Here is a 13,190-nt window from a genome sequence, read left to right as displayed (position 1 = left end):
TTTGTCATCTGCGCACTAGTTTCCGGCCAGAGCAAAACACCGACCGGCAAAAGATTACCCCGACATGGCATTCAACAAAGACGTCATTGAAGCGATCGGCAACACCCCCCTCATCAAGCTGAAACGCGCATCCGAACTGACCGGCTGCACCATTCTCGGCAAGGCCGAATTCATGAATCCCGGCCAGTCGGTGAAGGATCGCGCCGGCAAGGGGATGATCCTGGAGGCCGAAAAGCGCGGCGATCTGAAGCCCGGCGGGCTCGTGGTCGAATCGACCGCGGGCAATACCGGCATCGGACTTGCGGTCGTAGCCAGTGCGCGGGGCTACCGCACCCTGATCGTCATTCCGGAGACGCAGAGCCAGGAAAAGAAGGACATGCTGCGCCTGTGCGGGGCCGAGCTCGTCGAGGCGCCGGCGCTGCCCTACTCCAATCCGAACAACTATCAGCATCTCGGCAGGCGTCTCGCCGAGCAGCTGCGCAAGACCGAGCCGAACGGCGTGCTGTTCGCCGACCAGTGGAACAACCTCGACAATCCCAAGGCGCACTACGACTCGACCGGACCGGAGATCTGGCAGCAGACCAACGGCAAGGTCGATGGCTTCATCTGCTCGGTCGGCACCGGCGGCACGCTCGCCGGCATCAGCCGATATTTGAAGGAAAGGAACAAGGACATCGTCACCGCCTGTGCCGATCCGCACGGTTTCGCGATGTACGAGCTGTTCAAGAACGGCCAGGTCAAATCGACGCCGGGTGACTCGATCACCGAAGGCATCGGCCTCGGACGCAAGACGCCGGTGATCGAGACAGCGAACGTCGACGATGCGTTCCTGGTCTCCGACGAGGAAGCCGTGACCATCATCTACGAGCTGCTGGAGCACGAAGGCCTGTGCCTCGGCGGCTCGACCGGCGTCAACATCGCGGGTGCGATCCAACTCGCCAAGCAGCTCGGCCCCGGCAAGACCATCGTCACCATTCTCTGCGACTCCGGCAACCGCTATCAGTCCAAGCTGTTCAACCCGGCCTTCATGCGTTCGAAGAACCTGCCGGTCCCGGAATGGCTGGAAAAGCGCAGCAAGATCGAGCTGCCGTTCGTTTGACGAACGACGTCCCGCAGACGTCATTGCGAGGAGCTATTGCGACGAAGCAATCCATGCTTCCGATGCGGATGATTGGATTGCTTCGCCCGCTCGCAATGACAGCGTAAATCACCGCAATATCTGGCTCAGGAACAGCTTCGACCGCGCGTGTTGCGGGTTGGCGAAGAATTCCTGCGGCGTGTTCGACTCGATGATCTGACCGGCGTCCATGAACACGACACGGTTGGCGACTTCGCGGGCAAAGCCCATTTCGTGGGTTACGACCAGCATGGTCATGCCCTCCCTGGCGAGATCGACCATGGTGTCGAGCACCTCCTTGACCATTTCCGGGTCGAGCGCCGAAGTCGGCTCGTCGAACAGCATCACCTTCGGGTTCATGGTCAGCGCGCGGGCGATCGCGACGCGCTGCTGCTGACCGCCCGACATCTGGCCGGGAAACTTGTTGGCCTGATGCGGGATCTTGACCCGCTCGAGGAACTTCATCGCGGCCGCCTCGGCATCCTTCTTCGGGATGTTGCGCACCCAGATCGGCGCCAGCGTGCAATTGTCGAGCACGGTGAGATGCGGGAACAGGTTGAAGCTCTGAAACACCATGCCGACCTCGCGCCGCACCTCGTCGACCCGGCGCAGGTTCGGGCCGAGCTCGATGCCGTCGACCACGATCTCGCCTTCCTGGAATTCCTCCAGCGCGTTGATGCAGCGGATCAGGGTCGACTTGCCCGAGCCGGACGGGCCGCAGATCACGATACGCTCGCCCTTGCCGACCTCAAGGTTGATGTCGCGCAACACGTGGAAGTCGCCGTACCATTTGTTGAGCGTGGAGATGTTGACGATCGGGGTTGTGGACATGGTGACCTTGTTCAGTGGCGGCGGTGAGCGTTGAGCCGATGTTCGACGAACAGCGAGTAGCGCGACATTCCGAAGCAGAACACGAAATAGATCATTCCCGCAAAGGCGAAGCCGGTAAAGGCCGTCGTCGGCGTCGACCAGTTCGGGTCGGAGAACGATGCCCGCAGGGAACCCAATAGATCGAACAGCGCCACGATCGACACCAGCGAGGTATCCTTGAACAGCGAGATGAAGCTGTTGACGATGCCGGGAATGACGTAGCGCAGCGCCTGCGGCAGCACGATCAGCGACGTCGTCTTCCACCAGGACAGGCCGAGCGCCGATGCGGCCTCCGCCTGCCCGCGCGCCACCGCGGCTAACCCGCCCCTGATCACCTCGGCCATATAGGCGCCGGTAAAGATCGCCACGCCGATCAGGGCACGCAACAGGCCGTCGACGGCGAAATTGCCCGGCACGAACAGCGGCAGCATGTAGGTCGCGAAGAACAGCACCGTGATCAGCGGCACGCCGCGCCAGAATTCGATGAAGGCGATCGAGAAGATCCGGATCAGCGGGATGCTGGAGCGACGGCCGAGCGCAAGCGCAATCCCGATCGGCATCGAGGCAACGATGCCGGTGATCGCGATCACCAGCGTCACCAGGAGCCCGCCCCACAGTCGCGTGTCGACGATGGGAAAGCCGCCGCGATCGAGCCCCATCAGCTTGATGCCAACGCCTATCCCGGCAAACGTCAGCAGGCTGCCGATCAGCGCTCTGCGGCCGGTCCGCATGCCGCCTCCGAGCACAAACAGCACGGCGGAGACGACCACGGCAGTGACCAGGAAATCGCCCCAGACCGGCAGCGACGAGAGCTGCAACTGGTCGCGCAGCCAGGTCAGCGGAAAGATCAGCCAATGGATCAGAAAGCCGACCAGGACAAGCACCTTGCCCAGTGCCCACGGCAGCGGGGCGATCGCCGAGCTCTTGCTGAGATTGACCAGCAGATCGCCGGCGCCGCCAACGCTCTGCTCGAACAGCTGCAATACGCCGGCGGTCCAGCTCACGCCGAAGCCCGCGATGCCGCCGCCATGCAGCAGGAAGAACGCCACCACCGGAAATGCGAAGAAAAACAGGCCGGAGTTGATGCCCTTGGCCGGCAGGCGCGGCATTAGCAGCGGCAGCAACAACGCGGCGCCGAGCCCATAGGTCAGATTGACCCGCCAGCGCTGCGCTTCCGGATAGAAGCCATAGATCAGCTGCGTCAGCTTGGCCTCAATATAGGGCCAGCAGGCACCGACCTCGTGCCCCGCCTTTTCGGCGAGGCAAGCGGTGCGATCCTTGCCGGCCCAGACCGCGTCGACCAGCAGGAACTTGATCGTCGGGACAACGATGTACCAGGCCAGCAATAGCCCGAGGATCGTGAGCAGGATGTTGCCCGGCGAATTCAGCAGCCGCGTTCGTACTAAGCCGATGAAGCCGGTGGTGTTGGCCGGCGCCGCACGCTCGGCGACCAGATCCTGCCGGACAAAGGACGGGGCGGACAGATCGGTCATGCCGCCATGCTCCGGTTGATGCGCCAGCCATAGACGCTCATCAGCGCGCTCGTCGCGAGCGAGAGCAGCAGGTAGACGCCCATCGTCATGGCGATGATCTCGATCGCCTGCCCGGTCTGGCTAACCGCGGTGCCGGCAAACACCGAGACAAGGTCCGGATAGCCGATCGCCACCGCCAGCGACGAATTCTTGGTGAGATTGAGGTACTGGCTGGTCAGCGGCGGCACGATGACCCGCATCGCCTGCGGCACCACGATCAGGCGCAGCGTCGCGGCGCGGCTGAGGCCGAGCGACGAGCCTGCCTCCATCTGTCCCTTGTGGACCGACATAACGCCGGCGCGGACGATCTCGGCGATGAAGGCCGCCGTATAGGTCGACAACGCGACCGTCAGCGCGACGAATTCGGGGATGACCCGCGCGCCGCCGGCGAAGTTGAAGCCTTTCAGCTGCGGCAGCTCGAATTTCAACGGCCAGCCGAAGATCAGCATGGAGACCAGCGGCAGACCTATCAGGCAACCCAGCACATAGGGCCAGATCCGGATCATCTGCCCGCGCTGGAACAGGGCGCGCCGCGCGTGGTGCCGCAAGCCCAGCGCCACGACGATGCCGACCGCGAGCGCGGCCAGGAACGGATAGAGGCCGGGCTCACTGACCGGCAGCGGCACGATCAGGCCGCGATTGTTGAGGAAGAACGTACCGAGGATCGAGATGCTCTGCCGCGGGGCCGGCAGCGCCGCGAGCACAGCGAGGTACCAGAACAGGATCTGGAACAGGACCGGCAAGTTCCTGACGATCTCGACGTAGATGCCGCCGATCCGCGACAGCAGCCAGTTCGGCGACAACCGGCACAGCGCCACGACGAAGCCGATCACGGTGGCAAAGACAATGCCGATCACCGAGACCAGGATCGTGTTCAACAAGCCGACGAAGAACACCCGCCAGTAGGTGTCGGAGTTGTTGTAGGCGATCAGGCTCTGATTGACGTCAAAGCCTGCATTGTAATTGAGGAAGCCGAAGCCCGACGCAATGTGCTGGGTCTCCAGGTTCGTCCGCGCATTCGCCACGATCTCGTAGGCGATCCAGGCCAGGACCGCGGCGAAGGCAATCTGGGCGACTAATCCGTTCCAGCCGGTCTTGCCGCCAAGCGCACGCTTCAGCCTGAGGGTAAATTGCAGCGGTGGTTTGCGGGGCGCGATGCTCATCGCGGCAGCCGTTGGCCGGACCGATCAGCGGATCGGCGGCGCGTACTGGATCCCGCCCTTGTTCCAGAGATTGTTGACGCCACGGGCGATGCCGAGCGGCGAGCCGGTGCCGACATTGCGCTCGAAGGTCTCGCCGTAATTGCCGACCGCCTTGACGATGCGCACCACCCAGTCCTTGGTCAGGCCGAGCTGCTCACCCAGATTGCCGTCGGTCCCGAGCACCCGCTTCATTTCCGGCTTGTCCGATTTGAGCATCGTGTCGACATTCTTCTGGGTGATGCCGAGCTCCTCGGCATTGATCATCGCAAACAGCGTCCACTTCACGATGTCGAACCACTGGTCGTCGCCGTGGCGCACCATCGGCCCCAGCGGCTCCTTGGAAATGATTTCGGGGAGCACGATGTGATCGGCCGGGTTCGCGAGCTTCAGACGGCTGGCATAGAGCCCGGAGGCGTCGTCAGTGAAGACGTCGCAGCGTCCGGACTCATAGGCTTTGACAGCTTCGTCGATGCTGCCGAATGCGATCACCTCGTACTTCATGTTGTTGCCCTTGAAGAAGTCGGCGAGGTTCTGCTCCGTCGTGGTGCCGGTCTGCACGCAGACCGAAGCGCTGTTCAGTTCGAGCGCCGAATTGACCTTGAGCGACTTCTTCACCATGAAGCCCTGCCCGTCATAATAGGTCACGCCGGTGAAATTGGCGCCGAGCGAGGTGTCGCGCGACACCGTCCAGGTGGTGTTGCGCGACAGCACGTCGATCTCGCCGGATTGCAGCGCGGTAAAGCGATCCTTGGCCGACAGCGGCACGAACTTGACCTTGGTCGGGTCGTCGAGCACCACGGCGGCAATGGCCCGGCACACGTCGACGTCGATCCCGGTCCAGTTCCCCTTGTCGTCCGGTGATGAAAAGCCAGGCAGGCCCTGGCTGACGCCGCAGGACAGCTGGCCCCGGTCCTTGACCGTCTTGAGGGTTTGCGCCGAGGCGGACTGGACCGACAAAGCAGCGGCAGCGGCAAGGAGGACAGCCAGGGATACGCGTTTCATGGGTAGGCCTTTCAGGGTCGTCCGTTGGACGTTTTGCTTTGTGATCGCCTCGCGTTCACGGGCCATCCCAATGATCCCTTGCAGCAAAAGATGCTGATCTGACAGTCAGTTTGACGTGTAAACCGGCCAGGCAACGGATCGTAGGTCGCGGCAGGCCCCTCAACGTGCGGCGACTGGTAGTTGCGGCGCATCACATAGCGACTGACGAGCCGGGTCAAGGGGTTGACGCACGTCTTCTACCTCTTGTTAGTAACACCTCCCGGCGTGGCCCTGTCTTCCCGACGCGGTCTGGCTGCGGCAAAAAGTCTAAAATCTAACGGCAGCACACCATGACCTCCTCCGACGGCTCCATGCCCTCCCGCCCGCACGACGCCGCGACCCGCCTGGTCACGGCCGGCCGCGACACCAAGGCCCAGAAGGGCTTCGTCAATCCGCCGGTGTTTCACGGCTCGACCGTGCTCTATCCGACCGCGGAAGACCTCCACGCCCATCGCGCCGAATTTACCTATGGCCGCCACGGCAGCCCGACCACGCGGGCGCTGCAGGACGTGCTGATGGCGCTGGAGGGCCCGCAATGCGCCGGCGTCGGCCTCGCCCCGTCGGGCCTGGCAGCGATCAGCACCACGCTGCTCGCCGTGCTGAAGGCCGGCGATCACCTGCTGGTGTGCGACAACGCCTATCGGCCGACCCGCAATTTCTGCGACAACATGCTGAAGCGCTACGGCATCGAAACCAGCTACTTCGATCCGCTGATCGGCGCCGGCATCGAGACGCTGTTCAAGCCGAATACCCGCGCGGTGCTGGTCGAGGCGCCCGGTTCGCAATCCTTCGAGATGCCCGACGTCCGCGCGATCTCGGCCGTGGCGCATGCCCGCGGCGCGCTCATGATCGACGACAACACCTGGGCGACGGCGCTCTACCACCGCTCGCTCGAACAGGGCGTCGACATCAGCATGCAGGCCGGCACAAAGTATATCGGCGGCCACTCCGACATCATGTTCGGCACCATCTCGGCCAATGCAAAGGCCTGGCCGCTGGTGCAGGAGGCGATCCGCCTGCTCGGCGTCTGCGCCGGCCCGGACGACGTCTATCTCGCGCTGCGCGGGGTCCGAACGCTGTCGGTGCGGCTGGCGCAGCATCACCGCTCCGGGCTCGAGATCGCGCGCTGGCTTGGCGCGCGGCCCGAAGTCGCTCGTGTGCTGCACCCCGGCCTTGAGACCGATCCCGGGCATGCGATCTGGAAGCGCGACTTCACCGGCGCCTCCGGCCTGTTCAGCATCGCGCTGAAGCCTGTGCCGCAGACCGCGGTCGATGCGATGCTCAACGCGCTCACGCTGTTCGGCATGGGCTTTTCCTGGGGCGGCTTTGAAAGCCTCGCCATCCCGTTCGACTGCAGCGACTATCGCAGCGCGACCGAATGGTCGCCGGGTGGCCCGACGCTGCGGCTGCATATCGGGCTCGAAAATCTCGACGACCTCAAGGCAGATCTCGATCGCGGTTTTGCCGCGTTGAAGGCCGCGCTCTGATCTTTCCACGCCGGCTGCGTTAGACGATGTTAACCACAACCGACCGGCCAAGACGCCGCGTTGCGACTAACGTCGCACGCGTTGCGCATACCCGATCTCCGGGATTCTGCGGAGATGCGACGGCGCCGATAACTCGCCGTTCACCATCCCCACCAAACCCTTAATTGTCCGAACCTTCCATCAAGTTCCCTTATACTTTTGCGGCCGTACTGATGCTCTCGGGAAGGGCTGTCAGTGCCGCAAGGACGTGACTGCCCTGCGTTAAGGGCATTCAGACAATCGCATGAAGACGGCACGCATCGTGGTCCTCGGCATCGCCGGCGTCGCAGGCCTCGCGGCCATGTATCTCGCGAGCGTTGGCGATCGCAAACCGGCGCCGGTAGCGCCGCCAATGGTACAATTGCCGACCGTCGAGGTGCTGGTGGCGAAGTCCGATATCGGGCTCGGTCAGTCGGTCAAGCCTGAAGACGTGCAATGGCAGCGCTGGCCGGCCGAAACCGCAAGCAGCGCGTTCATCCGCCACGACACCAATGCCGACGCCATGAACGACGTCATCGGCTCGATCGCACGCGCCCCCTTCATCGTCGGCGAGCCGATCCGCGAGCAGAAACTGGTCAAGGCCAATGGCAGCGGCTTCATGGCCGCGATCCTGCCCACCGGCATGCGCGCGATCTCCACGGAAATCTCGCCGGAGACCGGCGCCGGCGGCTTCATCCTGCCCAACGACCGCGTCGACGTGATCCTGTCGCGACGCGACAAGAATCCCGATCAGCAACAGGGCAGCCGCGACATCATCACCACCGAAATCTTGCTGTCCAACGTCCGCGTGCTGGCGATCGACCAAGCGCCGAAAGAGAAGGACGGCAACAACTCCCTCATCGGCAAGACCGTGACCCTCGAGCTCAAGCCCGAACAGGCCGAGACGCTCGCGCGGGCACGGCAGAGCGGCACGCTGGCGCTGGCGCTGCGCAGCATCGCCGACGTCAACGAGAAGAGCGACGAGACCACAGACCATGCCCCGAAGCGGGGCGAGAGCATCCGGGTGGTGCGTTTCGGCATCCCGAGCTCTCAGACGACACAGAAGTGATGGGGGCTTCGATATGACAATTGGTGCAAAACAACTGGCGACGCGGGCCACACTGGTCCGCTCGCTGTCATTCTCGGCGGTCACCGCCCTGATGCTGATCCCTGCCCTCGCCAGCGCGACCGATCCCGACAAGAACGCGGACGTCGCGGTGACGAGCAGCATCGCCGCCAAGACGCGCTTCGTCTCGCTCGGCGTCGGCAAGTCGGTGGTGGTCGACCTGCCGCGCGAAGCCAAGGACGTCCTGGTCGCCGACCCCAAGATCGCCAACGCCGTGATCCGCTCGGCGCAGCGCGCCTATATCATCGGCGCGGCGGTCGGCCAGACCAACGTGGTTTTCTTCGACGCCGACGGCAACCAGGTCGCCTCCTACGACATCGCGATCAAGCGCGATCTCAACGGCATGCGTGCCGCGCTGAAGCAGATGCTGCCGGGCGTCCAGATCGAGGGCGTCGGTGAGAGCGTGGTGCTGACCGGCACGGTGGCAAGCCCGGTCGAGGCCCAGCAGGCCGGCGATATCGCAGCCAAGCTGGTCGGCGGCGCCGACAAGGTTGTCAACTCCATCGTGGTGCGCGGCCGCGACCAGGTGATGCTGAAGGTCACCGTCGCCGAAGTGCGCCGCGACGTCGTCAAGCAGCTCGGCGTCGATCTCAGTGCCAACATGAACTATGGTACCGCTGCGGTCGTCTTCAACAACACCAACGCCTTCACCGCCAACAACGGACCGCTCGCCAACAACGTGCTGACCGGCGCCGCCCTGAACAAGCTCGGCGTGCCGACTGTCACCGCGACGCTGCGCGCGATGGAGAGCGCGGGCGTGGTGAAGACGCTGGCCGAGCCCAACCTCACGGCGATTTCGGGCGAGTCCGCGACCTTCGTGTCAGGCGGCGAGTTTCCCATTCCGACCGGCGTCACCTGTCAGACCTCGTCGACTGGCACGATCGGGAATTGCGTCCAGACCGTCAGCTTCAAGAAGTTCGGCATCTCGCTCAACTTCACCCCGGTGGTGCTGTCCGAGGGGCGCATCAGCCTGAAGGTGATGACCGAGGTTTCCGAAGTCTCGATGGACAACGCGTTGACCGGCGGCCAGGGCGGCACGACCATTCCCTCGATCAAGACCCGCCGCGCCGACACCACGCTGGAAGTGCCCTCCGGCGGCTCGATCGCGATGGCGGGATTGATCCAGGAGCAGACCAAGCAGGCCATCAACGGAATGCCCGGTGTCGATCAGATCCCGGTGCTCGGACAGCTGTTCAGGAGCCAGGACTTCGTCAACAACGAGACCGAGCTCATGGTCATCGTGACGCCCTATGTTGTGCGCGCCGTTGCGCAGAAGGAATTGTCGCGTCCCGATGACGGGTTCGCCCCGGCCTCCGACGCGCAGTCGGCGCTGCTGGCGCGCGTCAATCGCATCTACGGCGTTGCCGCCCGTGCCGAGCCGATCGGCGCCACGCCGGTCAATTTCGGCTTCATCATCGACTGACGCGTTGAAGGGATGGGGGATGCCATGATGACACGCAAAACACGAGCCGGTCATGCGAGGACGCTGTCGCTGTCCGGCGCCCTTCTCGCCACCGCGATCGCGCTTGGCGGCTGCAATCTGACCGGCGATAATATTACGACCGGCACGGTGCCCGACGACTACCGGCAGCGGCATCCGATCGCCGTCACCGAGGGCGAGCAGTCAATCGTCGTGTTCGTGGGCCGCGCCCGCGGCAATCTCACCGAAACGCAACGCGACGACGTCATGGGACTGGCTCGCACCTGGCGCCGCGAAGGCACCGGCGCAATCGCAATCGACGTCCCGGCCGGTACCACGAATGCGCGCTCGGCGCAGGCGGTGTACCAGGAGATCCGCGGCATGCTGGCGTCGATGGGCGTGCCCGCCCACGCGATCACGCGGCGTTCCTATCGCGTCGACGATCCGCGCGCGCTACCGACCATTCGCATCAGCTATCCGAAGATGGCCGCGGTCGCCGGGCCCTGCGGCGTGTGGCCGGCCGACCTTGGTCCGTCGATCTACAATCCCAGCTACAACGAGAACAAGCAGTGGGACAATTTCGGCTGCGCCACGCAGAGCAATTTGGCTGCGATGGTCGCCAATCCGTCCGACCTCGTGCAGCCGCGGACCGAAACCGCAGCCTACACGCCGCGCCGGTCGGTCGCGTTCCAGAAGTACGGCAAGGGTGAGTCGACCGCGACCACCTACCCTGAAGCCGATAGAGCCAAGCTGAGCGACGCCGGGAAATGACCGAACAACAAGACGAGCCACAGCACGTCAACGACCACATCGCGCCGGCGCCACGGATTTCCGTGCAGGCGTTCTGCGCCAGCGTCGCGACCGCCACGACGGCGCGCGCCGCCGCTGAAGACCGCCGGCTCGCCAAGGCCCACCTCTCCGTCCATATGGGCGGCATCGCTGCCGCCATCGACGCCTATCATAAGGCGCCGACGCCTAACGTCATCATGCTGGAGACCGAGCCGGACATTGATTTGCTTGCCGGTCTCGACGAACTCGCCACGGTCTGCGATCCCGGCACCCGCGTCGTCGTGCTCGGCACGCCCGGCGAGACTGCACCATATCGCGAATTGGTCCGGCGCGGCGTCAACGACTACGTCATCGGGCCGGTCAAGGTGCTCGACGTCGTGCGCTCGATCTGCGGCCTGTTCTCCTCCTCGGAGGCAGTCTCTGTGGGCCGTCTGATCGCGGTCGCGGGCGCCAAGGGCGGGGTCGGCGCCTCGACCATTGCTCACAATATCGCCTGGACCATCGCGCGCGACCTCGGGCTGGATTCGGTCGTGGTCGATCTCGACCTCGCCTTCGGTACCGCGGGCCTCGATTACAACCAGGATCCGACACAGGGTATCGCCAACGCCGTGTTCTCGCCCGAGCGCCCGGACAGTGCCTTCATGGAGCGTCTGCTGGCCAAATGCGGCGATCACCTCAGCCTGCTGGCGGCACCGGCCACGCTCGACCAGGTCTACGATTTCGGCGCGGAAGCTTTCGATGCCATCTTCGATACGATGCGCATGACCACATCCTGCATCGTGCTTGACGTTCCCCATCAATGGACCGCCTGGACCAAACGCGTGCTGGTCGGCGCCGACGATATCCTGATCGTCGCCGAGCCAGACCTCGCCAACATGCGCAACACCAAGAACATGATGAACCTGTTGCGGACCGCACGTCCGAACGACCGCCCGCCGCTCTACTGCCTGAACCAGGTCGGCATGTCGAAGCGCCCCGAGATCGAGGTCAAGGACTTCGCCAAGACGATCGAGAGCCAGCCGATCGCGACCATCCCGTTCGATTGCAGGTTGTTCGGTGAAGCCGCCAACAACGGTCAGATGATCGCGGAAGTCTCCGCGCGTCACCGCACCACCAAGACCTTCCTGCAGATCGCGCAACGCCTGACCGGCCGCCCCGATCTCGCCGAGACGCGCGAGTCGTTCCTGTCGCCGATCCTCAGGAAGCTGCAGTCGCGTCGAAGCGATGGACGCCGCGCCGCCGGCTAGCCTTCCAGACTTTCGCGTGAAAACGCTCTAGTCGCGGCGGCTGGCCGCGACCGGGATCTTGTCCGCATCGCTGCGGCTCGCATCCCTGCGCGTCAACAGCCGCTTCAGCGCGGTGACATTGGCTGATCCCTGATCGGGCGGCAGATCGGCCTTCATGATGGTCTCAGCCTCGGCCTGGCGGCCCTGCAGGCCGACCACGACAGCGAGATTGGTGCGCACCCGCATGTCGTCGGGCGCGCGATCCCGGGCCCGGCGCAGCGTTTCCTCGGCCTTCGGCAGATCTTTCGACAGCAGATAGGACAGGCCGAGATTGGAGAGCACCGATGGATCGTCAGGCACGATCTTCAGGGCGCTCGCGTAATATTGGCGGGCCTCGTCGTGGCGCTCGAGCTGATCGAGCACGGCACCCTGCGCCGACAGGATGCGCCAGTCCGGGTCTTCCGGGGTGTGGGCGCGCCCGAGCACGTCGAATGCCTGCTGGAAATTGCCGTTGTCGGCGAGCGCCCGTCCGTAGCCGGCGAGCAGCGCCTTGTTGCTGGGCTGCGCCAGCACCGCCTGCTCCATGACCGCGACCGCCTGCGCCCGCTGGCCGGTGGCACGCAGCGCCCGGGCGTATTTCAGCGCGGAGTCGGTGTCCTTGGGGTTCGCGCGGACGCGCTCGTGATAGGTCGCGATGTCGCGCCGCGGGTCGGCTGGGGCCGGCGTGGATTCCGCCGTATCGCCCAATGACCCAGTGATGTCGGACGGACCTGAGGTCTGACAGGCGGACAGCCCGATCAGCAGGAGCGCGGCAGATGCCGAGCCGGCGAGACGGTGCATGCGGCCTGAAGGTCGGGGCAGTTTGTCAGACATCAAGGAGACTCGGAACAGCGAAGGTTCCGGGATGCTCACAGCTTAACCCTAAGTTCCGGTTAAGGATGCCATCATCTCGCCGTCATCCGGCCCAGAAGCGGTGCCGGACGCGACACGAACCGCCAGCCTGGCGGCTGGATCAGTCGACGAACTGGGCGCCGAATTCGTGCCCGATCCGCCAGGCTAGGCGGCACTGACGCGGACTGCCGCTCGACAGGATGATGGTGAATTCCGGCGGAATCTCCAGATATTCAGCGATCACCTTGACGCCGCCGGCCGAGATATCGGTGATCATGCAGTCGCGAGGCAACGACCCTGTGCCCAATTGAATTTTGGCGACGCTCCGGCACTCACGGCGTTCGCTCTTGCGGCGATTGACAAACATCCTGATCCCCAAGCCCTTTTCTGGATAGCTTCTCGGCTGGACAGCTTCTCGTTCCCACCGTCATAACGGGGAAAGATTGGAAACTGCCTAGCGGAACCAATCGC

General features: G+C 64.3%; 12 protein-coding genes. 6 read left to right on the top strand and 6 right to left on the bottom strand.

What is annotated here, in order from left to right:
* Positions 1–64: 64 nt before the first annotated feature.
* A complete protein-coding gene (locus tag ACVWW1_RS09805; RefSeq protein WP_212314543.1) occupies positions 65–1,099 on the top strand; it encodes a cysteine synthase A in 1,035 nt (344 codons plus the stop codon).
* 108 nt (positions 1,100–1,207) lie between these two features.
* Here the strand turns inward: ACVWW1_RS09805 and ACVWW1_RS09800 are convergent, their stop codons facing one another.
* From ACVWW1_RS09800 to ACVWW1_RS09785, 4 genes are read right to left on the bottom strand one after another with little or no spacing between them, the layout of a single operon-like run.
* A complete protein-coding gene (locus ACVWW1_RS09800; RefSeq protein ID WP_029083902.1) occupies positions 1,208–1,948 on the bottom strand; it encodes an amino acid ABC transporter ATP-binding protein in 741 nt (246 codons plus the stop codon).
* Between the two features lie 11 nt (positions 1,949–1,959).
* A complete protein-coding gene (locus ACVWW1_RS09795; protein ID WP_456655626.1) occupies positions 1,960–3,480 on the bottom strand; it encodes an amino acid ABC transporter permease in 1,521 nt (506 codons plus the stop codon).
* Positions 3,477–4,682, bottom strand: a complete 1,206-nt coding sequence (locus tag ACVWW1_RS09790) for an amino acid ABC transporter permease (protein ID WP_456655625.1) — start codon at positions 4,680–4,682, stop codon at positions 3,477–3,479. The genes ACVWW1_RS09795 and ACVWW1_RS09790 overlap by 4 nt, the downstream gene beginning before the upstream one ends.
* A gap of 24 nt (positions 4,683–4,706) precedes the next feature.
* Positions 4,707–5,723, bottom strand: coding sequence for an amino acid ABC transporter substrate-binding protein (locus ACVWW1_RS09785; RefSeq protein ID WP_176531446.1), 1,017 nt, complete (start codon positions 5,721–5,723; stop codon positions 4,707–4,709).
* 329 nt (positions 5,724–6,052) lie between these two features.
* On the opposite strand from ACVWW1_RS09785, the gene metC reads away from it, so the two are divergent.
* The 5 genes from metC to ACVWW1_RS09760 all read left to right on the top strand — a co-directional run bounded on the left by metC (position 6,053) and on the right by ACVWW1_RS09760 (position 11,849).
* Entirely contained in the window at positions 6,053–7,249 is a 1,197-nt protein-coding gene (gene metC / locus ACVWW1_RS09780) for a cystathionine beta-lyase (RefSeq protein WP_456655624.1), read from the top strand.
* A 283-nt stretch (positions 7,250–7,532) separates the two neighbouring features.
* The gene (cpaB, locus tag ACVWW1_RS09775; RefSeq protein WP_456655623.1) at positions 7,533–8,336 is read left to right on the top strand and encodes a Flp pilus assembly protein CpaB; all 804 of its coding nucleotides are present in this window, start codon (positions 7,533–7,535) and stop codon (positions 8,334–8,336) included.
* 13 nt (positions 8,337–8,349) lie between these two features.
* Positions 8,350–9,816 (top strand): type II and III secretion system protein family protein, encoded by a 1,467-nt coding sequence (locus ACVWW1_RS09770; protein ID WP_207840021.1) that lies wholly within the window; start codon positions 8,350–8,352, stop codon positions 9,814–9,816.
* Between the two features lie 24 nt (positions 9,817–9,840).
* A complete protein-coding gene (locus ACVWW1_RS09765; RefSeq protein ID WP_456655622.1) occupies positions 9,841–10,584 on the top strand; it encodes a CpaD family pilus assembly protein in 744 nt (247 codons plus the stop codon).
* Positions 10,581–11,849 carry an AAA family ATPase gene (locus ACVWW1_RS09760; protein ID WP_176531451.1) on the top strand — a complete coding sequence of 423 codons (1,269 nt, stop codon included), beginning with the start codon at positions 10,581–10,583 and terminating at the stop codon, positions 11,847–11,849. Before ACVWW1_RS09765 ends, ACVWW1_RS09760 begins: the two co-directional genes overlap by 4 nt.
* 27 nt (positions 11,850–11,876) lie before the next feature.
* Here the strand turns inward: ACVWW1_RS09760 and ACVWW1_RS09755 are convergent, their stop codons facing one another.
* Both ACVWW1_RS09755 and ACVWW1_RS09750 read right to left on the bottom strand, forming a co-directional pair.
* Complete coding sequence (locus ACVWW1_RS09755; protein WP_224924433.1) at positions 11,877–12,701, bottom strand: tetratricopeptide repeat protein; 825 nt, start codon at positions 12,699–12,701, stop codon at positions 11,877–11,879.
* A 139-nt stretch (positions 12,702–12,840) separates the two neighbouring features.
* On the bottom strand, positions 12,841–13,086 hold the full coding sequence (locus ACVWW1_RS09750) for a PilZ domain-containing protein (protein WP_021079298.1): 246 nt from the start codon (positions 13,084–13,086) through the stop codon (positions 12,841–12,843).
* Positions 13,087–13,190 lie beyond the last annotated feature (104 nt).

This window comes from Bradyrhizobium sp. JR3.5 (assembly GCF_054057015.1).
The sequence above is the reverse complement of the archived record's forward strand: the minus strand, read 5'-3'. Positions and strand labels throughout refer to the sequence as shown.

Excerpts from the sequence above, each read along its gene's own strand:
- ACVWW1_RS09805 (WP_212314543.1), top strand. The coding sequence starts at position 65 with ATGGCATTCAACAAAGACGTCATTGAAGCGATCGGCAACACCCCCCTC.
- ACVWW1_RS09800 (WP_029083902.1), bottom strand. The coding sequence starts at position 1,948 with ATGTCCACAACCCCGATCGTCAACATCTCCACGCTCAACAAATGGTAC.
- ACVWW1_RS09795 (WP_456655626.1), bottom strand. The coding sequence starts at position 3,480 with ATGACCGATCTGTCCGCCCCGTCCTTTGTCCGGCAGGATCTGGTCGCC.
- ACVWW1_RS09790 (WP_456655625.1), bottom strand. The coding sequence starts at position 4,682 with ATGAGCATCGCGCCCCGCAAACCACCGCTGCAATTTACCCTCAGGCTG.
- ACVWW1_RS09785 (WP_176531446.1), bottom strand. The coding sequence starts at position 5,723 with ATGAAACGCGTATCCCTGGCTGTCCTCCTTGCCGCTGCCGCTGCTTTG.
- metC (WP_456655624.1), top strand. The coding sequence starts at position 6,053 with ATGACCTCCTCCGACGGCTCCATGCCCTCCCGCCCGCACGACGCCGCG.
- cpaB (WP_456655623.1), top strand. The coding sequence starts at position 7,533 with ATGAAGACGGCACGCATCGTGGTCCTCGGCATCGCCGGCGTCGCAGGC.
- ACVWW1_RS09770 (WP_207840021.1), top strand. The coding sequence starts at position 8,350 with ATGACAATTGGTGCAAAACAACTGGCGACGCGGGCCACACTGGTCCGC.
- ACVWW1_RS09765 (WP_456655622.1), top strand. The coding sequence starts at position 9,841 with ATGATGACACGCAAAACACGAGCCGGTCATGCGAGGACGCTGTCGCTG.
- ACVWW1_RS09760 (WP_176531451.1), top strand. The coding sequence starts at position 10,581 with ATGACCGAACAACAAGACGAGCCACAGCACGTCAACGACCACATCGCG.
- ACVWW1_RS09755 (WP_224924433.1), bottom strand. The coding sequence starts at position 12,701 with ATGTCTGACAAACTGCCCCGACCTTCAGGCCGCATGCACCGTCTCGCC.
- ACVWW1_RS09750 (WP_021079298.1), bottom strand. The coding sequence starts at position 13,086 with ATGTTTGTCAATCGCCGCAAGAGCGAACGCCGTGAGTGCCGGAGCGTC.